Here is a 21,293-nt window from a genome sequence, read left to right as displayed (position 1 = left end):
ACCACGTAAATACTCCTGCAATCACGCAAACGCCGTCATCCAGGAGATACCATCATGCGCACCTTCGTTCCCGCAGCACTGTTCATCACATCCATGCTGGCCGCCAGCGCCCCGTTTGCCGCCGACATGGCGACCATGGTCGGTGGCCAGAGCATGTATCCGTCCAAGGACATCGTTGACAACGCCGTCAATTCGGCCGACCACACGACACTGGTCGCTGCCGTCAAGGCGGCCGGCCTGGTCGATACCCTGAAAGGCAAGGGCCCATTTACCGTGTTCGCGCCGACGAATGCGGCCTTCGGCAAGCTGCCGGCCGGCACCGTCGAGACCCTGGTCAAGCCGGAAAACAAGGCGACCCTGACGAAAATCCTCACCTACCACGTGGTGCCCGGCAAATACGACTTCAAGGCGCTGGCCAGGGAAATCAAGATGCACGATGGTAAAGCCACCTTGCCCACGGCCAGCGGCGGCAAGCTGATGTTCGCCATGAACGGCATGCACAACATCGTGGTGATGGACGAGGGCGGCAACAGCGCCAACATCAGTACCTATGACGTGTACCAGTCGAATGGCGTGATCAATGTGATCGACTCGGTGCTGATGCCAAAATAAGCGAACACGGACGAAAAAAAAGACAGGGAAAACCCTGTCTTTTTCATGTATGCCGCCGTGATTACTTGGCTGGCGTTGCTGGTTCTGCAGGTGTGGCCGGTGCGGCTTTTTCTGCAGGAGCGGCTTTCTTCGCCTTGTGATGCTTGGCTTTCTTGTGCGCCGCTGGCTTGACGGCGGCTGCCGGCGCTTCGGCCTTGGCTGCCGGTGTCGCTGCGACGGCAGGCGTTGCTGGCGTGGCGGCAGGAGCGGCAGGCGTCTGGGCGAAAGCGGCGGTGGCGAACAGGCTGGCGATCAGGGTGGCGATGACTTTTTTCATGATGAGATCCTTGGTGTTTTTTCGGGTTGATGCAATGAGAGTGAATTACTTGGCTGCTGCAGGTGCGGCTTCAGCGGTGGCCGATGCCAGCTTTTCGTCAGCCTTGGCCTTGGTTTTCTTGGCCTTGTGATGTGCCTTGGCTTTCGTGGTGGCCGCTTCCGCTTTGGCGCTGGCCACTTCCGTTTTCGCGGCGACGACTGCTTTCGCTTCTTTGGCATCCGCTTTGACGACGGCTTGCGCTTCCTTGGCGTCCGCTTTCACGACGGCCTTGGTGTGGGCCGCTTCCACTTTGGCGGGTACCGAAGCTGCCGCAGGTGCTGCCGGGGTTTGGGCGAAGGCTGCGGTTGCGAACAGGCCGGCGATCAGGGTAGCAATTACTTTTTTCATGGTGCAGTCCTCAGTGGTGGTTTGTCTGGTATGTCTGTTGGTGCCGGGATGATTCCCGTATCACTGAGCATAAAACGCGCCCCCGGACGCATGCGTTGACGGTCATTACAAACGCTTACATCTGCGTGGCATCCGCTTTCAGAATCGCCTTCAGGATGTCTTCCGAACGGCGCTGTCCATAAGGCTTGCCATACGCGCTGGAGGCGATGCTGACCACCATGCGGCGCGCGGGTATCACGTAGATTTTGTTGCCGCCATTGCCCGAAGCGAAATGCACGGCGATCTTTTGTCCTGCGATGTCCTGCGTCTTCGCATACCAGAAATAGCCGTAGCTGTCGGCATAGCGGTCCACGGCGCCGATGGCCACGCGCGGCGCCAGCGCGGCCTTGATCCAGGCACTGTCGATCACCGTCTTGCCGTCAACTACGCCGTCGTCAAGCACCATCTGGCCGATTTTCGCCGTGTCACGCGCGCGCAGCGACAGATTGCCCTGTCCCTTCGGATGGTTGGCCACGTCGCGGCCCCAGCTCCAGCGCGTGATGCCCAGTGGCGCGAACAGCGCCTTGGCGGCGACATCTTCCAGGTCGGCGCCGCTGGCGTTTTCCACCACGCGTCCGGCGACGTACGACCCCAGCGAGTTGTAGCGGTAGATGCTGCCCGGCTTTGTTGCAGCCGGCACGCCGCGCACGAAGGCGGCGGGGTCGGACGCTTCATCGAGCTTGTCTTCATTGCCCGGCGACTGCTCGTCTTCATCGAAGGCGGCCAGGCCCGAGCGCATGGTCAGCAAGTCGTCGAGGAGCACTTTGCCCGCCGGGCTGCCGGCGACTTCGGGCCAGTAGTCGCCCACCGTTTTTGTTGTCGCCAGCTGGCCGCGCGCCACGGCCGCGCCCACCAGCAGGGCGGTGATGCTCTTGCCGGCCGAGCGGATGTCGTGCAGGGTATCGGCCGTCTCGCCGTTGTAATAGCGCTCGGCCACGACGGCGCCATCGCGCAGCACGACGACGGCGCGCAAGTCGCCATGGCTGTCGCCGTCCTGGGCTTGCAGGACGTGCGCGACGGTGGCGGGGGTGTCTTGGGCGCTGGCCGCGCAAGGCAGGCACAGGGCGGTAATCAGGAGCAAGGGCAGGTGGCGCATGGGATAGGCTTCGCGGCGATGGTCGGAGTGCCAGTGTCCCTCATGTGCTTCGTTTTGTCGCGTGCAAGCTGGCCTGTTCGATGAAGTTTGCATGAAGGCGCGGTGGAAGAGCACCATGCAAAAAGGACAGCCGAAGCTGTCCCTGGTACTCGACGTGGTCACGCTAGCGCAGACCCGGCGGACGCGCTCGCGTGACGTTGTTCGGGCTTACTTTGCCGGCGTGGCAGCAACTGCCGCGTCTGCTTTGGCTGCATCCGCTTTCACCTTGGCCTTGGTCGCCTTGTGATGTGCCTTGGCCTTGGTGGCTTTGGCGTCGGCCTTGGCGCTGGCGACATCGGCTTTCGCATCGGCGGCGGCAACTGCTTCTTTCGCGTCGGCTTTCACGACAGCCTTGGTTTCCTTGGCTTCAGCCTTGGCCACGGCTTTCGTGTGGGCCGCTTCCGCTTTGGCAGGAGCCGATGCTGCCGATGCTGCTGATGCTGCCGGAGCGGCAGGGGTTTGAGCGAAGGCAGCGGTAGCGAACAGGCCGGCGATGAGGGTGGCGATAACTTTTTTCATTGTAGTTCCTGGCGAGTGGTAAGGGATGGTGTGGGGGATTACTTGGCTGCGGCTGGTGCCGCTACCGGTGCTGGAGCAGGTGTAGATGCTGCAGCGGTGGCCGAGGCCAGTTTTGCATCGGCCTTGGCCTTGGTGTGCTTGGCTTTGTGGTGTGCCTTGGCTTTCGTAGTGGCCGCTTCCGCTTTGGCGCTGGCGACGTCCGTTTTGGCGGCAACGACTGCTTTCGCTTCTTTGGCATCGGCTTTGACGACGGCTTGCGCTTCCTTGGCGTCCGCTTTCACGACGGCCTTGGTGTGGGCCGCTTCCACTTTCGCCGGTACTGGAGCTGCCGGAGCGGCCGCAGGTGCTGCCGGGGTTTGGGCGAAGGCTGCAGTTGCGAACAGGCCGGCGATCAGGGTAGCGCTCAGGTTGAAAATGCTTTTTTTCATGGTGCAGTCCTCAGTGGTGGTTTGTCTGGTATGTCTGTTGGTGGCGGGATGATTCCCGTGTCACTGAGCAGAAAACGCGGCCCGGAAGGTTACGGTTGACCTTGTTTACACTTTCTTACAATCATGTGATTTAAGCGACGTTAATGAAAGAAGAAAGCGTGAAAATGCAAAAAAGACAGCCGAAGCTGTCTTTTTTGTGTGGCGCAAAAAACGCGCTGGGGGATTATTTGACTGCTGCTGGGGTCGCTTCTGCCTTGTCTTCGGCGGCTTTTGCCTTGGCCTTGGTGGCTTTGTGATGGGCCTTGGCTTTGGTGACTTTGGCGTCGGCCTTGGCGCTGGCGACATCGGCTTTCGCATCGGCGACGACGGCGGCTTCCTTGACATCGGCTTTGACTACGGCCTTGGTTTCCTTGGCTTCCGCTTTGGCCACTTCCTTGGTGTGCTTGGCTTCGGCCTTGACAGGCGCGGCTGGCGTTTGAGCAAAGGCTGCGGTAGCGAACAAGCCGGCGATCAGAGTAGCAGTCAGGTTGACAATGCGTTTTTTCATGATGCAGTTCCTCGAGAAGTGGGGTTGTAGTTCAGGAGATGTATTTCCCCTGTCACTGAGGCAAAAACGCGCCGTACGGCAATAGCGTTGACAGCGATTCGATCTAATTACAAACACTTACATTTGCCGGGGCAGGCACTCTGTTAGCTGGCGTACCGCGCCAGGGGCCGCAGCGGCCTAGACTCAAGGCCATCGTTACCGCATGGGTCCGCCATGAAAGCCGCCTTGAAAACCTATCAAGCCAAGCGCAATTTCGCCGTCACGCCCGAGCCTGCGGAGGGCGGCGAGGAAGCGGGCGAGGCGCTCACCTTCGTCATCCAGAAGCACTGGGCCAGCCGTCTGCACTATGATTTTCGCCTGGAACTCGATGGCACGATGAAAAGCTGGGCCGTGCCGAAAGGGCCCAGCTACGACCCGCGCGACAAACGCATGGCCGTGCAGGTGGAAGACCATCCCATTGCATATGCGAGCTTTGAAGGCACGATCCCCGAAAAACAGTATGGCGCGGGCAAGGTCATCATCTGGGATAAAGGAACGTGGCAGCCCCAGCCGGCCACGCCCGATGCGCGCAAGGCGCTGGCGGCCGGCGAACTGAAATTCACCTTGCATGGCCACAAGATGCATGGCAAGTGGGTGCTGGTGCGCATGAAGGGTAAGGGCGACAAACGCAGCGAAAAGCAGCCTGCCTGGCTGCTGATCAAGGAAAAAGACGACGATGCCCGTCCGGCAGCGGAGTTTTCTGTCGTGGACGAGTTCCCCGACAGCGTCAAGCACAAGGCCATGCCCAAGCGCAAGGTGGCCGCCGCGCCGCCTGATGCCGATTTGCCCGCCACCCTGTCGCCCCAGCTGGCCACCCTCGTCGATGCGCCGCCGCCGGATGCGCAAGACTGGATTTTCGAGGTGAAATTCGACGGCTACCGCATCCTCGCGCGTTGCGATGGCGAGCAGGTCAGCTTGATGACGCGCAATGGCAACGACTGGACGGCGAAACTGCCGAAGCTGCGGCGATCGCTGGAAAAACTGGGCTTGCCACCAGGCTGGTATGACGGTGAAATCGTCGTCAACGACGCCGGCGGCCACCCGGATTTCGGCGCCTTGCAGCGCGCGTTCGATGCGGAAACGAGCAGCGAGATTGTGTATTACCTGTTTGACGTGCCGTATTTCGATGGCCACGATCTGCGGGGCCAGCCTGTCGAGGCGCGCAGGGCGCTGCTGCAACAGTTGCTGCAGAGCTTGCCCGCGTCGCCCCTGGTGCGCCTCAGCGACGCGCTCGACGCCGCACCGCAGCGGCTGCTGGCCCACGCCTGCCGGCTGGGACTGGAAGGGGTGATCGGCAAGCGGCGCGGTTCACCCTACGTCACGCGCCGCTCGGGCGACTGGATCAAGCTCAAATGCGGCTTGCGCCAGGAATTCGTCATCGGCGGCTATACGGCGCCGCAGGGCGCGCGCGAAGGAATCGGTTCGCTGTTGCTGGGCGTGCATGATGCGCAGGGCAAGCTGCGCTATGCGGGCAATGTGGGCAGCGGCTTTGACGATGCGGCCTTGCGCGACTTGCGGCGCCGCCTCGACGCGTTGGCCATCGAAACGAGTCCGTTTGAAGGCAAGGCGGGCGGCGTGCGCCAGCCTATCTGGGTCCAGCCGCAGCTGGTGGCCGAAGTGAGTTTTGCGCAATGGACCAGTGGCGGGGCCGTGCGCCACGCCGTGTTTCACGGCTTGCGCGAGGATAAACAGCCGGCCGCCATCGTGCGCGAGCGGGCGCGGCACATCGACAGGGAGAAGACCATGGAGAGCAAACCCATGCCGGACAGCGTCTTGCCGGCCAGTTTCAAGGTCAGCCATGCGGACCGGGTGATCGACAAGGACAGCGGCGCCAGGAAGATCGACCTGGTGTGCTATTACGCGCTGGTGGGCAAGTTGATGCTCGCGCATTTGCGCGGCCGGCCCGTGTCGCTGGTGCGCGCGCCGGCCGGCGTCGGTGGCGAGCTGTTTTTCCAGAAGCATGCCGATACGTCGACCATGCCCGGCGTCAGACAGCTCGATACACGGCTGGACCCGGAACACCCGCCCATGCTGGAAGTAGCCAGCCAGCAGGGGCTGCTGTCGGCGGCGCAGTGGAATGTGGTGGAATTTCACACGCAAAACGCGCTGGCCCGCGCCTACGACACGCCGAATCGCCTGGTGTTCGACCTGGATCCGGGCAAGGGCGTGGCCTGGCCCGCCATCCGCGAGGCGGCCGTGCTGCTGCGCGCCTTTCTGACGGAGCTGGGCTTGCCCGCCTGGCTGAAAACCAGCGGCGGCAAGGGCTTGCACGTGGTCGTGCCGATCCGGCCCAAGCACGATTGGGGCACGGTCAAGGCGTTTTCGCAAGCCATCGTGGCGCACATGGCGCAGCTCATTCCGCAGCGCTTCGTTTTGAAAAGCGGGCCGAGCAACCGCGTCGGCAAGATTTTCATCGATTATTTGCGCAATGGCCGGGGCGCCACCACCGTGTGCGCGTGGTCGGCCCGCACGCGTTCGGGGCTGGGCATTTCCGTGCCGCTGGCCTGGGAAGAGCTCGACGAACTGACGGCGGGCGACCAGTGGAATGTGGGCAATGTCCACAGCCGTCTCGATGTTGGCAACACACCGTGGGATGGCTATGCGCGCAGCGCGAAAGGCCTCGACTCTGCCATGAAAAAGCTGGCCTTTACGCCTCCGGCTTGAACGGCAGGACGGCGCGCGCCAGTTGCAGCGCTTCTTCGATGGCCGCGTTGAGCAGGGTGATCTCGACGGGCTTGGTCAGGTAGCGGAAAAAGCCCGCGGCCAGGCCATGCCGGATATCGCCCTTCATGGCATTGGCCGTCAGGGCGATGACGGGGATGTGCGCGGTGCGCGCATCGTTGCGCAGGATGCGTTGCGCCTGGTTGCCATTCATGCCGGGCAAGTTGATGTCCATCAGGATGACATCGGGGCGGCGCTCCAGCGCCAGCGCGATGCCCTGGCGGGCGTCGGTGGCCGAGATCATGCGCAGGTGGGGCAGGAAGCTGACGATGTCTTCCACCAGGCGCAGGCTGGCCGGATTGTCTTCCACGTACAGCAGCAGTGCCTGCCCGCCGTCCTCGTCCCCGGCGTCGCCGGCATGCTCGGGCAGGTATTCCGCTTCCGTCTGCCCGGCGGGCGGCGCGGCCATGGTATCGAGTTCGATCCAGAACACGCTGCCCACGCCGACGCAGCTGTGCACGCCCATATTGCCGCCCATCAGCTCGACCAGGCGCTGGGTGACGACCAGGCCGATGCCCGTGCCTTCCTCGCTGCCCGCCTCCTGTCCCAGGCGGTTAAACGGCTGGAACAGTTCCGCCAGTTGCGCCTCGTCCAATCCCTTGCCCGTGTCGCGGATGGCGATGCGCACGCGTTGCGGCCCGGGCTGCGAAATTTCCAGTTCCACCTTGCCGGCAGGGCGGTTGTACTTGATGGCGTTTGATAGCAGGTTCAGCAGCACTTGCTTGAGACGCGTATGGTCGGCCCTGAGCGTCAGCGGCTCGCAGGCGGGAAAGACGAGGAGGATCTGGCGCTGCTGCGCCTGCTCTTCCACCATCACGCGCACTTCCTCGATCAGCGCGGGCAGCGTCACCGCTTCCATCGACAGGCTCAGGCTGCCTGATTCGATCTTCGCCAGGTCGAGGATTTCATTGATCAGAGTAAGCAGGTGACGGCCCGAGGTGACGATGTTTTGCACGAAGGCGCGCTTTTGCGGCACGGTCGCAGGCAGGGCTTCGTTGGCCAGCAGCTGGGCAAAGCCGAGGATGGCGTTCAGCGGCGTACGCAATTCATGCGACATGCTGGTGAGAAAGCGGTCCTTCGCCTGGCTGGCCCGCTCGAGTTCGATTTTCTGTTCGTTGAGCGTGCGTTCGATGCGCTTGCGCTCCGTGATGTCGCGGATGGCCGACGAGACCAGCACGCCTTCGTCCGTTTCCAGCGGCGACAGGCTGATTTCGACGGGAAACTCGGTGCCATCGCGGCGCAAACCGTACAGTTCCAGGCCTGCGCCCATGGAGCGGGCGCGCGGCGCCGCGGAAAAGGACTGGCGGTGGTGCGGATGGTCGTGTGCATAGCGGGCCGGGATCAGCACTTCCACATTGCGCCCCAGCAACTCCGCGCGCGAGTAGCCGAACAGGCGTTCCGTCTGCGAATTGACGAGCACGATCTCGCCATCGCCGTTGACGATGACGATGGCGTCCGGCGCCGATTCGAGCAGGCCGCGGAACTTCTGCTCGGCCCGGCGGCGGTCGCTGACGTCGCGGATGGCGCTGATGACGAAGGTGCCGATCTCCGTCTGGATCGGCGACAGGCTGATTTCGACGGGGAACTCGACGTTGTCCTTGCGCAAGCCCAGCAATTCCAGGTCGGCGCCCATGGTGCGCGTGCGCGGCTGGTCGAAATAGCGCGAGCGGTGCGCCACGTGCGAATGGCGCAGGCGTTGCGGCAGCAGGCTATCGATTTGCCTGCCGCTCAATTCGCCTTCCGCATAGCCGAACAGGCGCTGCGCCTGCTGGTTGGCCAGCACGATGGCGCCCGTGGCATTGACCATGATGACGCTGTCCGGCGTCGATTCGAACAGCACGCGGTAGCGCACGTCGACGAACTGGGCGTCGCGCGCCGCCTTCAGCAAGGTCGTGTCCTTCATGGTGGAAATCAGGTAGCGGGCACCGTCCGGCGCCGCGTGGGCGGCCTGGCATGCCACGTCGACATAGATGAGTTCACCATCCTTGCGTCGCCGCAGCGATTCGCGGTCGTAGCTGCCGTGCAAGGTCAGCTGCTCGTCGATCTGCGGGTCTGCCTCGGCCTGTCCTGGCAGCGAGATCAGTTCCCACAGCTGGTGGCCCAGCGCTTCGTCGCTGGCATAGCCGAAAATGCGCTGCGCCCCGGCCGTCCAGCGCACGACGGCATGCTCTTCGTTCGTGATGACAACGCCGCCAGGGGCGCCGTTGAGGATAAGCTGATCTAACTCGGCATCCATTTTTTCCCGCACGCATGACAGGGCTTGCCGGGCGGCAGGCCTGTGCATAACGTAGCGAGAAGCTTGATCAAAGTCAATTCATTTATATGATGCAAGGTTCTCCTGGTTGCGAAGCGTACTTCAGGCCGCCTTGCGCCTGGCGGGTGCCGGTTTGCGCGCGGTGGACGCGGCCGCACGCTTGCGTGGCGCGGCGGCCGGCGCTTTCTTGCCCAGGCTTTGCTGCAGCAGAGCCACCAGATCGATGACGTTGCTGTCTTGCTCTTCTGCCGGTTCGGGCGCGGGCGGCGTGATGGTCTTGGTCTGTTTGGCCTTGATTTTCTTTTTGACCAGCGCCAGCACGTCTTCGCGGTAGCTGTCGTGATATTGCCCGGGTTCCCACGCTTCGCTCATGCCTTCGACCAGCGACAGGGCCATCTTGAGTTCCTTGTCGGAAATCCCGGCCGCCTTCAGGCTGCTGCCGGGCAAGTCCAGGTCATCCGTGGGACGGAGCTCATCGGCGTAGCGCAGGGTGTTGAGCACGATGGCGTCGCCCACGCACACGAGCGCGCACAAATGCTGCTTGGTGCGCATGACCACGCTGGCGATCCCCACTTTATTGGCCTTGCGCAAGGTCTCGCGCAGCAAGGCATAGACTTTCTCGCCGCCCTTGGCGGGCAGCAAATAATATGGGTGCTCGTAAAAGGTCAGCGGCACCTCAAGCGCATCGACGAAGGCCAGTATGTCGATGGTTTGCGTGGCCTTCACATTGGCTTGCCGTAAATCTTCCTCGGACAGCACCACGTACTCGTCCGTCTTGTATTCATAGCCCTTGATGATGTCGTCCCACTCGACTTCCTTGCCCGTCTGCTTGTTGTAGCGCTTGTAGCCGATGGGGGCGAAGTCGCGCCGGTCCAGCATGGACAAGTCCAGTTCATGGTCGAGGCTGGCGGAAATCAGCTCGACGGGGATGTGCACAAGGCCGAAGCTGATGGCGCCTTTCCACAGTGCGCGCGCCATCGCTTATTCCCCCACGCTGCCGGTGACGGGCAGGACGATGCCGCTGATGTAGCTGGAGCAGGCGGGCGAGGCCAGGAAGACGTAAGCGGGCGACAGTTCTTCCGGCTGGGCCGGGCGGCGCATGTCCGTATCCTGGCCGAATTTCTGGATGTCCTCGGGCGATTTATCGGCCGGGTTGAGCGGCGTCCAGACGGGTCCGGGCGCGATGGCGTTGACGCGGATACCCTTGTCGAGCAAGTTGCCGGCCAGCGCCATGGTAAATGCATGGATGGCGCCCTTGGTGGTGGAATAGTCGAGCAAGTGCTTCGAGCCTTGCAAGCCCGTCACGGAGCCCGTATTGATGATGGACGCGCCACGCTGCAAATGGGGCAGCACGGCCTTGGCCATGTGGAAGTAACCATAGACATTGGTTTTCATGGTGAGGTCGAAGCGTTCCTCGCTCAGGTCCAGCAAGGATTCCGCATGTTCCTGGAAGGCGGCGTTGTTGACCAGCACGTCGATATGCGTGAATTTATCGAGCACCTGGCTGACGGCGTCCTGGCAAAAGCCCTGGTCGCGCACGTCGCCGGCAATCAAGAGGCAGCTCTGGCCTTCCGCTTCCACATAGCGCTTGGTTTCGTGGGCGTCCGCGTGTTCGTTCAGGTAAATGATGGCGACATCGGCCCCTTCGCGCGCGTACAGCACGGCCACGGCGCGGCCGATGCCGGAATCGCCGCCCGTGATGATGGCCACCATGCCGGCCAGCTTGCCGCTGCCGCAATAGTCGGGCGCCAGGAAGCGTGGTTGCAACTGCATCTGCCCTTCGATGCCTGGCTTGTCCAGATGCTGGGCGGGCAGGGGCGGGGCAGGCTGGCTGCGGTGGCCCGTCTGCACGGGTGGCTGGCTTTTCTGCTCGGCGGGTTTGGCGGTATCACGTTGATCCTGCTCTTGCTGGATGCTGCGCTGCAAGTTACCGGCGGACTGGTCCTTGTTCTCGTTCATGCTGGCCTCCCTGGAAACGAAGGTTCAGTATCGACGCGGCATCCGCATCAAACGGTGCGCTTGCTAACAGAGTGGCGCAAATGGATGCAAAGTTATATGATGATTGACATAAATATGGGAGGGCAGCATGAAGGTAAGCAGGGAACAGGCGGCGCTGAACCGCGAGCGCATCGTCGAGGTGGCGGCCAGATTATTCCGCGAAAAGGGCTATGACGGCATCGGTGTGGCCGACCTGATGAAGAACGCGGGCCTCACGCACGGCGGCTTCTATGGCCATTTCGCGTCCAAGGAAGACTTGATGATCGAGGCGTGCCAGCATGCCCTGGAGAAATCGCTGGAAGGCTGGCGGACAAAGGTCGCCAGCGATCCGCAGCAGGCGCTGCCCGCCATCGTCGGCAGCTATCTGACCACCCGGCACCGCGACCAGCCCGGCGGTGGTTGCCCGGCGGCGGCCATGGGCGTCGACGTGGCGCGCATGTCGCCCGGCGCGCGTCCCGCGTTTACGAAGGCGACGCGGCAGCAGTTCGCGCTGCTGGAAGGTTTGCTGCCCGACGGCGCGCCGGAAGAGCTGCGCCAGCAGGCCATTTCCACGTTTGCCGCCATGGTGGGCGCCATGGTGTTGGCCCGTTCCGTCGATGACGAAGCCCTGTCGGCGGAAATCCTCGATGTCGTGAAGGCGCAATTGCTGCAAGAGTAAGCACGTCCCCCTGTCAGCCGGCCGCGTCGCATGATAGGCTTCGGTTTTCAGATTTTGGGATCATCCATGCTGCTCTGGCTCAGGCAATACCGGCGTCCTCTGTTGGCCGGAGACATTACTGCCGGTATCGTCGTCGCCATGATGATGGTGCCGCAAGGCATGGCTTACGCCCTGGTGGCGGGCTTGCCGCCCGTGGTGGGCATCTACGCCAGCATCCTGCCGCCTGTGCTGTACGCCTTGTTCGGCAGCAGCATGACGCAATCGGTGGGTCCCATGGCCATCGTTTCCCTGATGACGGCCGCCGCCCTGGCGCCGCTGGCCGATCCCGGCTCCTCGCTGTATATCGTGCTGGCCGCTCAGCTGGCCTTCATCAGCGGCCTCGTCCTGCTGCTGTGCGGCGTGCTGCGCCTGGGTTTCATGGCCAGTTTTTTGTCGCGTCCCGTGATCAGCGGTTTCAGCAATGGCGCCGCGATCCTGATCATCTGGGGGCAGATCACGCCCTTGCTGGGCGCGACGCTTCCCCACTGGCACACGCCCAGCCTCGTGCTGGGACTCTCCGGCCTGCTGTTCCTGTGGCTGGCCAAGCGCTATCTGTCGCGCCTGCTGCAGCGCTGCGGCCTGAACCAGGTGGCGGCCGACGTGGGTGCGCGCCTGGCGCCGATGGCGCTGGTGCTGGCCGGCATCGCGTTGGTCGCCTATGGCGGCCTGGAAGCGATGGGCGTGCAGACGACGGGCCACGTGCCCAGCGGCTTGCCCGGCCTGAACCTGGCCACCTCTGGCGCCCATTGGCGCACCCTGCTGTCGCCGGCACTGCTGATCGCCTTCATCATCTTCCTGATGAGCATGTCCGCCGCCCAGACCCTGGCGCAAAAACGGGGAGAAAAGCTGCATACGAACCGCGAACTGCTGGGCCTGGGCGCGGCCAACGTGGCCAGCGCGTTGTCGGGCGGCTTCCCCGTCACGGGCTCCATTTCGCGCTCGGCCGTCAACTTCCAGGCGGGCGCGAATACGCCCCTGGCCAGCATCATCACGGCTGGCCTGCTGGCGATGGCGCTGGTGGCGCCCACGGGCTGGCTGGCGCTGCTGCCGCTGCCCGTGCTGGCGGCTACCATCATCTTTGCCGTGTCCAGCCTGCTGGACTGGGATACCTTGAAACTGTCGTGGCGCTACGACCGCAGCGATGCACTGGCGCTGCTGGCGACCACGGCCGGCGTGCTGGTGCTGGGCGTGGAAGCGGGCGTCGTGATCGGCGTGCTGTTGTCGATGGGCACCCTGATCTGGCGCGCCAGCCGCCCGCACATCGCCGTGCTGGGGCGTATCCCGAATAGCGAGCACTTCCGCAACGTGGAGCGCTATGAAGCGCAAACCCTGCCCGAGGTCTTGCTGCTGCGCATCGATGCGGGCTTGTTCTTCGGCAACGTCGAAGCCGTCACGGAAAGGGTGGAAGACGAGTTGCGCGGCCACCCGACGGCGCGCCACCTGGTGCTGGTGCTGTCGGCCGTCAACCAGATCGACAGCACGGCCTTGCTGGGCTTGATCGAGCTCAACAGCACGCTGAGCAAGCGCGACATCAGCCTGAACCTGGCCGAAGTGAAGGGCCCCGTGATGGACCGCTTGCGCCAGAGCAGCCTGCTGCACGACCTCAGCGGCAAGCTGTATCTGAGCACGGCGCTGGCCATGGATGACTTGAACGGAGAAAAAGCATGACGATGGAATTGAATCTGCATGGCGAGCCACGTGTGGTCGATAGCGTGCCCGCGCTGGAGCAGGCGCTGCTAGACGCGCGTGCGCTGGCCCAGTGCGAACTGTGGCTGACCATGGCCACGGATGCCGAGCAGGGTGCGGCCCTGTGCATGCTGCGCAATGGTGGCAATGCCTGGCTGATGTATCTGTCGGGTCAGGACGAGCTGAGCTTTCACTCCTTGGGCGACGAAGAGGAAGCGGGGGAATGCAGCTACCTGCTGTCCAATGGCCAGGTGGATGTGTATCCGGAAGCGTGGTGCGTGGACGTGGACTTATGCCAGCAGGCTTTCATCGCATTCTTCAAGACAGGCGGCGCGCAGCCGGCCGGCATCGCGTGGGAAGCGGATTGAGATGCTGCAAATATGAATAATCAGAAAGAACGCTTCGACGCCTGGTAGGGCGGCTCGTCCACCTGCCTGATCGCGAAACTGTAGCAATGCCTGGCCGCCTGGCCGAGTCCGAAGCTGCTGTGGCAGACGACTGACCGCTCAGGCCACCGTCAGTTGCTTTTCCATCGCCACGCTGGCCAGGCTGATGCCGCTGGGGTGCGCATACGCCTCCTCGCGCAAAGCCGTAAAGCCGGCAGCCGCGTAAAACGGCACGGCGTTCAGCGACGCGGACAGATGCAGCTGCGCAATGCCGCGCCCGCGCGCCAGCTGCTCCAGCGCCGCCAGCAGGCGCTTGCCGATGCCGAGTCCCGCGCGCGCGGGATCGACAAAGACAGCGTCTACTTCATGTTTATCCACATTCAGCATGGCGTAGCCGGCAATGGCCTCGTCCTGCATCGCCACGATGCCGCCACCCGCAGCCAGCATGGCGGCATACGCTGGCGGTACAGGCGAGGCCGTCCACACAGTAATTTGCTCCGGCGCATAATGCGTGGCGCAACCGACGCGCACGGCCACCGTGCGCAGAGCCCACAGGGCGTCGATGTCAAGGGGCAGGGCGGGGCGCAGGGTGATGGGCATGGACGCTTTCGGGGCAAAAGGATCATGCTAGCGCAATGGCCGGCATGGCGCCAGCATGAGCTGATCCAGCTGTCACTGCGCCGGCTTGTCGGGATCGATATAGTACGAACCCGGCGGCGCACCCGGCACTTTCACCCGGAACTTCAAGCCGGACAGCAGCTTGTCCCACAAGGCGATGGCCTCCTCGTCGGTCAGTGACGCGGCTTCGGCGGCGCCGACCATGTTGTGGGCGACCTTGGTGTACATGGATGCCTCCAATACCGCTGGATAGGCGATATCGCGCGGCGTACCCACCAGTGTCCATTCAAAATCATGCACGCCATCGGTACGCCGTATCAACGATTCCTCGCCATGCCAGTGCTGCACGTCACGCTTGCCCTCGCGTAGCAGAGTACGAGGAGGGTAGTTCTTGCCTTGCTGGTCTTTTGCTTCCTGGATACGAGCAAGTAATGATAATTTCCCACGTACTTTTGCATCATATTCAGCAGGAGGATAGTCGCCGTATGCATTTTTATTCGCAGTGATGGAAAAAGTCACGTCTGGAAAGCTGGGGAAATACAGGCCTGCATCCGCCATTTCCTGGCTATCATATTTGTTGTCACTCATAAAACCATTTTTGACGCAATAACCAGGTTCCTTGGGAACTTCATTTTCATCGCGCAGACGTAGGCTATTAGCGCGGACCATTTGATTTCCTATGGAATCTGCTATTGTTTCACCTTTTCGTGTTGATCCGTCAAGAATGAATATATGGTTTCCTTTTGTGATGTAGGTCTTGAAGATTAAACGCCCACCTTCTTTGGAAAATTCTCCATCATAGTATTGAAGTTGCCAGCTATTTTCTATTGGACCTTTTCCATTGTATGTAATTTCAGAGGTTGGGTCATTTTTTTTTATTTTTTCAATTTCTTCTGCAATGCGTTCGTTTTTTTCTGTCACTCCGCCTGGTATGGTTTTAATTTCTGAAAGAATTGTTGTTCCTCCTGATATGAGTTGTGCTTCTTGCGGGACCTCTAGAGCATAGCGCCCGAAGCATACAATTTTTGTTTTTAAAAATAGTGTTTCCAGGCGTTTGCTGAGTTTGAGATTTTCAGGCATTATGATCTCCTTGGCTGAATTTTTTTTCGCGTAGGCGGATAGGAATCCCATCGCAATAACTGTGATCGTGAGAAAAATTGTTTTCTTTATCTTGTTATTCATGGATTAATCCCATTTTGCCGTCTTGGCAATTTGTACGATGGAATACAGCATGGATGCCATTACATTTGTATCGGCATAGCTGTTCTGGTGGTCATAACCATTCGCTTCCGCCATGCCATGTACGAAAAGTGTGCCTGTGATGTGCCGTGCAGAACGGTCTGACGGTACCGTCCCATCACCGCGCGCACTGGCTGGCTGTAGCTTTAATTTTAAGTTTTTTCCTCCGGCCTGGACGAGGAGTTGGCCCTTGCTATCATCTTCAAGTAATTTCCATTTTTCAGGTAGCGGCTCAAATTTATTCCACGGATCGTTAGAGCCGCTGTAAAGGCCGTCAATTAATTTAAATACGACATCGCCGTAACTTAAAAAATTTCGGGAAGCACAATAGCTTGCATAAGTGTTTTTGTGAAAATTTTTCTCTATGGACGATAGAAATTTTGAAGCGTATTTTATTCTCTCCATTGTTCTTTCTATACCCCCGCCTTTTTCATAAGTGAGGTCGGCGGGGTTTACCCATTTAGGATTGATTAGCCTCCACCACGCATTGGCTGGTTGAAGGTAAATGCTTTCCAGTGCAGTTGCCTTATCGCGAGGCCAGCTCCATAAAACTTTATCCTGTGTATCTACAATTTTCAGCCAATTCTGGCCATATGCTGCACCTGGCAACATTTCCAGTGGCGCTGGTGCATTTGCCAGAATGGCGGTGGCATGTACACCGTTGATGCCCAGAATTTTGGCTTCTATTTCTGCTATAGAACCTTCTCTTTCCTGAAAGCCAAAACGCATGCGTTTATATGCCCCCGCGGCACCAATGGTTGGCATCACATTGTGATAAATGCCCAGAATTTTCACATCTTTATCATCAAGCATCTTCCCATAGCTGGGGTGTATCAATGCACGGGCCAGCAAGCCCCCCATGCTATGCGTGACGATGATGACTTCGTTACATTTGAATCCGCGTTCCTGGTAGCCTTTGACCAGGCCGCGCAGTCGCTCTGCAATAGTGACGGCGGATACCCCATTGCTCTTGATAAAGTTGTAGCCCATCGCATGCACTGGGTACCAGCAAGGAGAAATTTTCTTTAAATCGCTGACGGTAATGGCTTTACCAGATGACGCGCCAAAATTTGTTGGATCTTGCAAAAGCAGTGCGCCAAGGCCACTTGTTTGACGCCAGACAGGATGTGGCTTACCGTCGGAAATCATATTATTGAGATGCAATTCGGCTGCCCGCAACATTGTTCCGTACGCACCAGCAAATAACACTTCACTCCATCCTCGCCAACGGGCTATTTGTGCTGGGCTTTGATACGAGCAGGCTTTACCTTGATTCGGACGTGTTGTTGTCGCGATCCTGTTGGTTCCCATTAAAGGAGGAATGGGTGTAAAACTGTCGGGCACATTTTGATGCCGCGCATCTGCAGCCTTGGTTTCCGCACCATCCGGATCAAAACGACTGTTGCTTTCGGTGTAATGGTAGTACTCGACTTCGGTTTCATTGGGATCAAACACCAATTGACGCTGCCGTGGCGACGCACTTGTGAACCAGCCACCCAAGCCGTTGCCTGTCAGGACAGCCGTCTTGCCTCCCGCACCCATCATATCGTCCGGCCGCCAGGCCCGATTGTCCGGACGGCCCAATTCTTCCTGGCGAACCTTGCTCATCCTTAGATTGCTACCCATCACGCCTGGCAGGAAAATGACAGGAATTACCTTTCCTGGCGGTAGGGTGACGTCATGTCGGGCGGTATCTTTTGTTTCCGTCATCGAAACAGCGAGTTCTGCCCAGCCTCCTACGCCTTGACCAAACTTCTCAGGATGATTGCCGCGGTTATTCAAGTCATCACATTTGCTCATGGCAGTTCTCCCTTATAGCGAATGATGTAACTATCCATGCCGGTGGATTTTTGAAGTTGCGTGGAACCGTCCTCCGCGCTTTTGCCGGCCATGTTGCCGTCATCGCGCAGGATTTCAAAAGCAACGCCAACAGCCGGCGTATCGTCGGCATTCACCAGCAACACTTCCTGATCAAAACTGCTGTGTGGCCGTTCATTCAACTCCTGCGACACGCTCTTCGGCGCCAGGGTTTCCAGGTTGCCGTTGAAGAGCACGGGGGAAGAGGTGAAGAATTGCACCTTGTCGCTGATTTCCAGCATGTGGTTGGCGCCGTGCAGGCGTACGCCTTTCTTGCCCTTGATGTTGACCCAGTCCGCTTCGCTGATCAGCGACAGCACTTTCCGGGCGAGGATTTCCACCTCGTCGCTGTGCGCCTGGATGGACACCTTGCCGCTGGCGGCGATCAGTTTCATGCCGGCCTTGTGCACGAACAGGCTGAAGGTGTTGGCGATGCTGGCAAACATGCTGTCGCCGCTGGCGAGTGAAATATGCTTGCTGCTGCTGAGCGCCACATGCTCGCTGGCGGCCAGGTGGATGGATTGGGCCGTGCTCAGCTCGATGCCGGCCGGACTGGCCAGCAGCAAATGCGCTTCGGACAGCTCGGGAAAATCGCCGCCGGCGCCTTTGATGGCGGCGTTTTGCCGCTGGATGGACTCGGCCACGGCGCCTTGCTGTGCTGCGCTGTCTTGCGCACCCGCGTCGACGGCCATGCCGGCCAAGCCTTGCTGCAGCTGGCGTGCCTGCGCCAGGCGGGCCTGTGTTTCGTCGAGCTGTTTGACTGATCCCGTTCCTGTTGATGTTTCTGTGGTGATCAGCATGCCTTTGGCTGCGCGCAAGGCGCCCCAGGCGCTGCTGGCCAATTCAAAACCGACGCCGCGCGCTTCCTTGCGGCCGGCGTTGTCGTCGATGCGGGTGATGCTGCCCAATGAAAGCCGGCTATCCTGGTGCTCGCTGCGCAGCTGCGCCTGGATCGCGCCCTTGGTATCGTCGAGCACCAGATGGTTGGCGCTGCGCGCGCCCAGTTCGCGGCTGCGCAAGCCGGACAGGGCGCGCTGCTGCGGCAGCTGCCACGGCGGCGGATTGGCGCTGTTGTAGACCACGCCGATGACGATGGGATGGTCGATATTGCCGTCCTGGAATTGCACGACGACTTCCTGGCCCACGCGCGGCAAGGCGATCTGTCCCATTTGCGGACCCGCCATCGGCATCATGACTCGTATCCATGGCGAGCTGCGCTCATCGAATTCACCCAGGCGGTCCCAGTGAAATTGCAGGCGGATGCGTCCCAGCGCATCGGTATGGATTTCCTCCCCGGCCGGCCCGACCACCAGCGCCGTCTGCACACCCGCAACCACGCACGGCGTGCTGTTATAGCCGCGTCCCGGGCGCCAGCGGATGTCCCGGCGCACGCACACCAGTTTGTTCGCATAGTGCGAAGGCGCGCTGGGGCCAATCTGATAATTATTGCTGGCGCTATGCTCGGCTGACAAAATCAGGTATTCGCGTTCGGCGATGCTGTCCGGGCGCTCCTGGCCCGGCTGATAGCGTTTTTCCTCGGCACTGAAATGGCCATCGAGCCGGAAACAAAGGCCGGGCTGCGCGCCACGGTGATTGCCTGCCGCCTCGAAATACTGGCGCAAATGGTCGCTTTCTTCCATGCGGCGCTGTGCCAGAGACTCCCCATCATCGACATTCTTATAACCATAGGCGCCCGTGTTTTCGTACAGTTCGTGGGCAAATACATCACCCTGGCGATTCAGGGAGTAGCCGCTGGCAAGGCGTGGCTGGGGATTTTTATAGTCGAAACTGGCCAGTGTCATTTGCCCGGAGCCGATCCGGCGCACGGCTTGCCACTGTTGCAAGCCATCGTCTTCCATGGAGCCCGATTCGGAGTGGAAGCGCATGGCGCCGTCGCCGGCCGCCGTGGCGATCATGTCAGCCAGGGTGCTGTTGTCTGCGAGCCAAAGCGTATGGCCATCGGCGCGGTGTTCGTACCAGTAATGCCAGCCCAGCGCCTCCCAGCGCCGGTGCAGGTGGTTGTAGTCGGTTTCATTGTGCTGATTGGCGCAGGTGATTTGCGGGTCGTCGCCGTGGATGCTGGTTTTCCAGTCGCGCTGTTCGTAGTGGGCAAAGGTCGTTTCGGTCAGCTGCATCACGCTTTGGCCATGAAAGGACACATTGTCCTGGCGCAGCCGGGCGAAGGCCAGCCATGGTTGCAGCACCATGCGGTACCACGCAAAGCCGCCGTCGGCGCGCAGCAGGCAAAACTCGCCCACATAGCCATTAAAGTAGCGCAGCGTGCCATCGTCGCGCACCATGGAAATGGTCGCCATGCGGCCCAGCATGGCCTTGAGCGCGATGTGCGCATCATCGGACAGCAGTTCGGCCTCGAAACGGAAGTCGCGCGACACCTCTTCCGTACCGCTCAGCGAATTGACCAGCAGGATGGCGCCATCCGGTCCATCTGCATGGGGGAAGTCGATTTTCAGCAGGCGCCGTTCTTGCGCGGCGAGGTCGAAAGCCGACAGTGCCGCGTGGATGCTTGCATGCATGGCCTGCCTCCGTTAAAGCGATGTGATCAGATGGGCGCCACAGGCGGTGGCATCGCCGTCATAGGCGTAGGGCTTGCCCATGTGTTTTGCGCCGGCGCCATCGGGCGTGATGGCAAAGCTGCCCTTGCACTTTGGGCAGAACGTGGTGTCATCGGCCAGCGCCGCCGTCTTCCCCATCACGGTAGTACCGGACGATGCGCTGGTGACCTTGCCGCCGTGATCGGTTGCGTCTCCGAGCCGGATGACGCCGCGTCCCGCATGTTTCATGCTTGCCTCGCTTTCCAGGGATGAACTGCTCAAGCCAGCTGCAGCAGATAACGCACTTCCGCGCCGCGGACCTTGTTTTGTGCTGTCTGCAAGAACGTCGTCCAGCCCAGGCGCCGTCTTTCTGACGGGTTGGCGCTCAGGAGCAGGGGGGTAATACATGGCGGACTCAGTATCAGCCGCACTTCATATTGCAAGTCCGGTACGCCAAACAGCGCCAGCATCTTTGCCAGCGCCGCCGCGCCTGCACTGCGCGGCAGGAAGCGTTGCAGGCCAGCGGGATCGAGCGGGCCGATATGCAGGCAGACGCGCATGTCCTGGCGCCACAGCCGCAGGCCAAGCGTTGCGCCGCGCGCCAGGGTAAAGTTGACGCTGCCGAGCAGGCTGCGGCGGTTTCTTTCCAGATAGTCCCAGCCACCGACAAATTGCTGCACGGTGACGGGGACGCCGCAGTATTCGGCCAGCACGGGTCCAATCGCTTGCGCGGAGACGGGGCGGCAGCGCAGCAGACCCGCGTACCAGGCCGCGACGTCCTGCGTCACGGCATCAGCTTCGCCGCCCGGCGGCAGCGCAGCGCGCCGCACGCCGGCCAGTGCCGTCAGCAAAGGCAGTTGTACATCTGTGGCCTGGGTCTGCAGCGTGGATTCCAGCCGATACTTTTCCCACGCCTGGTAATACAGCGTGAGCATGCGGTGCGAAAAGATATCGAGGAAGGCCGAGACGCCAGCGTCTTTGCTCGACAAGCGGTAGGCGGCGATGCGCTCCGAGTGGTGCAAGGGCAAGGTGCCGCCGACGCCCAGAAAACGCATGAACGTCGGTATCAGGATCAGCTGTTCATTCTCGTCGAGCGAGAGCTGTTCGATTTCACTGGCGGGAAAACTCAGCGACAAGCTGTTCTTGAAGCGCAACACCTGGCCGAAGGCTTGCGCATGGGACACGTTCTGACTACGTAGCCAGCACAGCAGAATGCGCACCGCCTGCACGAACTGGTAGCGGTAGGGCTCGGTCAGCAAGTGA

At 60.9% G+C, this 21,293-nt stretch carries 20 protein-coding genes; 5 read left to right on the top strand and 15 right to left on the bottom strand.

What is annotated here, in order from left to right:
* Window positions 1-54: 54 nt before the first annotated feature.
* Window positions 55-612 carry a fasciclin domain-containing protein gene (locus tag FG13_RS08350; protein ID WP_035820021.1) on the top strand — a complete coding sequence of 186 codons (558 nt, stop codon included), beginning with the start codon at window positions 55-57 and terminating at the stop codon, window positions 610-612.
* A gap of 61 nt (window positions 613-673) precedes the next feature.
* Here FG13_RS08350 and FG13_RS08345 read toward each other — a convergent pair whose 3' ends face one another.
* From FG13_RS08345 to FG13_RS08320, 6 genes are all read right to left on the bottom strand, one after another.
* Window positions 674-928, bottom strand: coding sequence for a hypothetical protein (locus tag FG13_RS08345; protein ID WP_035820019.1), 255 nt, complete (start codon window positions 926-928; stop codon window positions 674-676).
* Between the two features lie 45 nt (window positions 929-973).
* Window positions 974-1,315: a hypothetical protein gene (locus FG13_RS08340; RefSeq protein ID WP_035820017.1), complete on the bottom strand. Its 342-nt coding sequence runs from the start codon at window positions 1,313-1,315 to the stop codon at window positions 974-976.
* 115 nt (window positions 1,316-1,430) lie between these two features.
* Complete coding sequence (locus FG13_RS08335) at window positions 1,431-2,450, bottom strand: serine hydrolase domain-containing protein (protein ID WP_081922487.1); 1,020 nt, start codon at window positions 2,448-2,450, stop codon at window positions 1,431-1,433.
* A 207-nt stretch (window positions 2,451-2,657) separates the two neighbouring features.
* A complete protein-coding gene (locus FG13_RS08330) occupies window positions 2,658-3,008 on the bottom strand; it encodes a hypothetical protein (RefSeq protein ID WP_035820015.1) in 351 nt (116 codons plus the stop codon).
* A 38-nt stretch (window positions 3,009-3,046) separates the two neighbouring features.
* Window positions 3,047-3,436, bottom strand: a complete 390-nt coding sequence (locus FG13_RS08325; protein ID WP_035820013.1) for a hypothetical protein — start codon at window positions 3,434-3,436, stop codon at window positions 3,047-3,049.
* Window positions 3,437-3,659: 223 nt separating this feature from the next.
* Window positions 3,660-3,983, bottom strand: a complete 324-nt coding sequence (locus tag FG13_RS08320) for a hypothetical protein (RefSeq protein ID WP_035820011.1) — start codon at window positions 3,981-3,983, stop codon at window positions 3,660-3,662.
* 213 nt (window positions 3,984-4,196) lie between these two features.
* Here FG13_RS08320 and ligD point away from each other — a divergent pair, with 213 nt between their 5' ends.
* Complete coding sequence (gene ligD, locus FG13_RS08315) at window positions 4,197-6,686, top strand: DNA ligase D (RefSeq protein ID WP_035820009.1); 2,490 nt, start codon at window positions 4,197-4,199, stop codon at window positions 6,684-6,686.
* Here ligD and FG13_RS08310 read toward each other — a convergent pair.
* The 3 genes from FG13_RS08310 to FG13_RS08300 all read right to left on the bottom strand — a co-directional run bounded on the left by FG13_RS08310 (window position 6,670) and on the right by FG13_RS08300 (window position 10,956).
* A complete protein-coding gene (locus tag FG13_RS08310) occupies window positions 6,670-8,979 on the bottom strand; it encodes a PAS domain S-box protein (protein WP_161784163.1) in 2,310 nt (769 codons plus the stop codon). The two genes, ligD and FG13_RS08310, sit on opposite strands and share 17 nt — an antisense overlap.
* Window positions 8,980-9,099: 120 nt before the next feature.
* The gene (gene ku, locus FG13_RS08305) at window positions 9,100-9,975 is read right to left on the bottom strand and encodes a non-homologous end joining protein Ku (RefSeq protein ID WP_035820007.1); all 876 of its coding nucleotides are present in this window, start codon (window positions 9,973-9,975) and stop codon (window positions 9,100-9,102) included.
* A 3-nt stretch (window positions 9,976-9,978) separates the two neighbouring features.
* Entirely contained in the window at window positions 9,979-10,956 is a 978-nt protein-coding gene (locus FG13_RS08300; protein ID WP_035820005.1) for an SDR family oxidoreductase, read from the bottom strand.
* 127 nt (window positions 10,957-11,083) lie between these two features.
* Here FG13_RS08300 and FG13_RS08295 point away from each other — a divergent pair, with 127 nt between their 5' ends.
* The 3 genes from FG13_RS08295 to FG13_RS08285 all read left to right on the top strand — a co-directional run bounded on the left by FG13_RS08295 (window position 11,084) and on the right by FG13_RS08285 (window position 13,746).
* The gene (locus FG13_RS08295) at window positions 11,084-11,653 is read left to right on the top strand and encodes a TetR/AcrR family transcriptional regulator (protein WP_035820003.1); all 570 of its coding nucleotides are present in this window, start codon (window positions 11,084-11,086) and stop codon (window positions 11,651-11,653) included.
* Between the two features lie 66 nt (window positions 11,654-11,719).
* On the top strand, window positions 11,720-13,360 hold the full coding sequence (locus FG13_RS08290; protein ID WP_035820002.1) for a SulP family inorganic anion transporter: 1,641 nt from the start codon (window positions 11,720-11,722) through the stop codon (window positions 13,358-13,360).
* A complete protein-coding gene (locus tag FG13_RS08285; RefSeq protein WP_035820000.1) occupies window positions 13,357-13,746 on the top strand; it encodes an Imm1 family immunity protein in 390 nt (129 codons plus the stop codon). The genes FG13_RS08290 and FG13_RS08285 overlap by 4 nt, the downstream gene beginning before the upstream one ends.
* Before the next feature lie 138 nt (window positions 13,747-13,884).
* Here FG13_RS08285 and FG13_RS08280 read toward each other — a convergent pair whose 3' ends face one another.
* The 6 genes from FG13_RS08280 to tssG form a co-directional block, all read right to left on the bottom strand.
* Window positions 13,885-14,364 carry a GNAT family N-acetyltransferase gene (locus FG13_RS08280; RefSeq protein WP_035819999.1) on the bottom strand — a complete coding sequence of 160 codons (480 nt, stop codon included), beginning with the start codon at window positions 14,362-14,364 and terminating at the stop codon, window positions 13,885-13,887.
* Window positions 14,365-14,436: 72 nt separating this feature from the next.
* Window positions 14,437-15,564: a T6SS immunity protein Tli4 family protein gene (locus FG13_RS30410; protein WP_235211697.1), complete on the bottom strand. Its 1,128-nt coding sequence runs from the start codon at window positions 15,562-15,564 to the stop codon at window positions 14,437-14,439.
* 3 nt (window positions 15,565-15,567) lie between these two features.
* Window positions 15,568-17,421, bottom strand: a complete 1,854-nt coding sequence (locus tag FG13_RS08270; RefSeq protein WP_035819996.1) for an esterase/lipase family protein — start codon at window positions 17,419-17,421, stop codon at window positions 15,568-15,570.
* On the bottom strand, window positions 17,418-20,012 hold the full coding sequence (locus FG13_RS08265) for a type VI secretion system Vgr family protein (RefSeq protein ID WP_035819994.1): 2,595 nt from the start codon (window positions 20,010-20,012) through the stop codon (window positions 17,418-17,420). The genes FG13_RS08270 and FG13_RS08265 overlap by 4 nt, the downstream gene beginning before the upstream one ends.
* A gap of 12 nt (window positions 20,013-20,024) precedes the next feature.
* Window positions 20,025-20,312, bottom strand: coding sequence for a PAAR domain-containing protein (locus FG13_RS08260; RefSeq protein ID WP_402718702.1), 288 nt, complete (start codon window positions 20,310-20,312; stop codon window positions 20,025-20,027).
* Window positions 20,309-21,289, bottom strand: a complete 981-nt coding sequence (gene tssG, locus FG13_RS08255; protein ID WP_051958763.1) for a type VI secretion system baseplate subunit TssG — start codon at window positions 21,287-21,289, stop codon at window positions 20,309-20,311. The genes FG13_RS08260 and tssG overlap by 4 nt, the downstream gene beginning before the upstream one ends.
* Window positions 21,290-21,293 lie beyond the last annotated feature (4 nt).

The sequence above is a fragment of the Janthinobacterium sp. RA13 genome (genome assembly GCF_000745325.1).
GTDB lineage: Bacteria > Pseudomonadota > Gammaproteobacteria > Burkholderiales > Burkholderiaceae_D > Janthinobacterium > Janthinobacterium rivuli.
Note: the sequence above shows the minus strand (reverse complement) of the source record. Positions and strands in the feature narration are given on the sequence as shown.

What these genes read in the sequence shown, in the direction of transcription:
- FG13_RS08320 (WP_035820011.1), bottom strand. Translation starts at nt 3,983, where the DNA reads ATGAAAAAACGCATTGTCAACCTGACTGCTACTCTGATCGCCGGCTTG.
- FG13_RS08295 (WP_035820003.1), top strand. Translation starts at nt 11,084, where the DNA reads ATGAAGGTAAGCAGGGAACAGGCGGCGCTGAACCGCGAGCGCATCGTC.
- FG13_RS08325 (WP_035820013.1), bottom strand. Translation starts at nt 3,436, where the DNA reads ATGAAAAAAAGCATTTTCAACCTGAGCGCTACCCTGATCGCCGGCCTG.
- ligD (WP_035820009.1), top strand. Translation starts at nt 4,197, where the DNA reads ATGAAAGCCGCCTTGAAAACCTATCAAGCCAAGCGCAATTTCGCCGTC.
- FG13_RS30410 (WP_235211697.1), bottom strand. Translation starts at nt 15,564, where the DNA reads ATGAATAACAAGATAAAGAAAACAATTTTTCTCACGATCACAGTTATT.
- FG13_RS08310 (WP_161784163.1), bottom strand. Translation starts at nt 8,979, where the DNA reads ATGGATGCCGAGTTAGATCAGCTTATCCTCAACGGCGCCCCTGGCGGC.
- ku (WP_035820007.1), bottom strand. Translation starts at nt 9,975, where the DNA reads ATGGCGCGCGCACTGTGGAAAGGCGCCATCAGCTTCGGCCTTGTGCAC.
- FG13_RS08265 (WP_035819994.1), bottom strand. Translation starts at nt 20,012, where the DNA reads ATGCATGCAAGCATCCACGCGGCACTGTCGGCTTTCGACCTCGCCGCG.
- FG13_RS08300 (WP_035820005.1), bottom strand. Translation starts at nt 10,956, where the DNA reads ATGAACGAGAACAAGGACCAGTCCGCCGGTAACTTGCAGCGCAGCATC.
- FG13_RS08270 (WP_035819996.1), bottom strand. Translation starts at nt 17,421, where the DNA reads ATGAGCAAATGTGATGACTTGAATAACCGCGGCAATCATCCTGAGAAG.
- FG13_RS08340 (WP_035820017.1), bottom strand. Translation starts at nt 1,315, where the DNA reads ATGAAAAAAGTAATTGCTACCCTGATCGCCGGCCTGTTCGCAACCGCA.
- FG13_RS08330 (WP_035820015.1), bottom strand. Translation starts at nt 3,008, where the DNA reads ATGAAAAAAGTTATCGCCACCCTCATCGCCGGCCTGTTCGCTACCGCT.
- FG13_RS08345 (WP_035820019.1), bottom strand. Translation starts at nt 928, where the DNA reads ATGAAAAAAGTCATCGCCACCCTGATCGCCAGCCTGTTCGCCACCGCC.
- FG13_RS08350 (WP_035820021.1), top strand. Translation starts at nt 55, where the DNA reads ATGCGCACCTTCGTTCCCGCAGCACTGTTCATCACATCCATGCTGGCC.
- FG13_RS08280 (WP_035819999.1), bottom strand. Translation starts at nt 14,364, where the DNA reads ATGCCCATCACCCTGCGCCCCGCCCTGCCCCTTGACATCGACGCCCTG.
- FG13_RS08290 (WP_035820002.1), top strand. Translation starts at nt 11,720, where the DNA reads ATGCTGCTCTGGCTCAGGCAATACCGGCGTCCTCTGTTGGCCGGAGAC.
- FG13_RS08335 (WP_081922487.1), bottom strand. Translation starts at nt 2,450, where the DNA reads ATGCGCCACCTGCCCTTGCTCCTGATTACCGCCCTGTGCCTGCCTTGC.
- FG13_RS08285 (WP_035820000.1), top strand. Translation starts at nt 13,357, where the DNA reads ATGACGATGGAATTGAATCTGCATGGCGAGCCACGTGTGGTCGATAGC.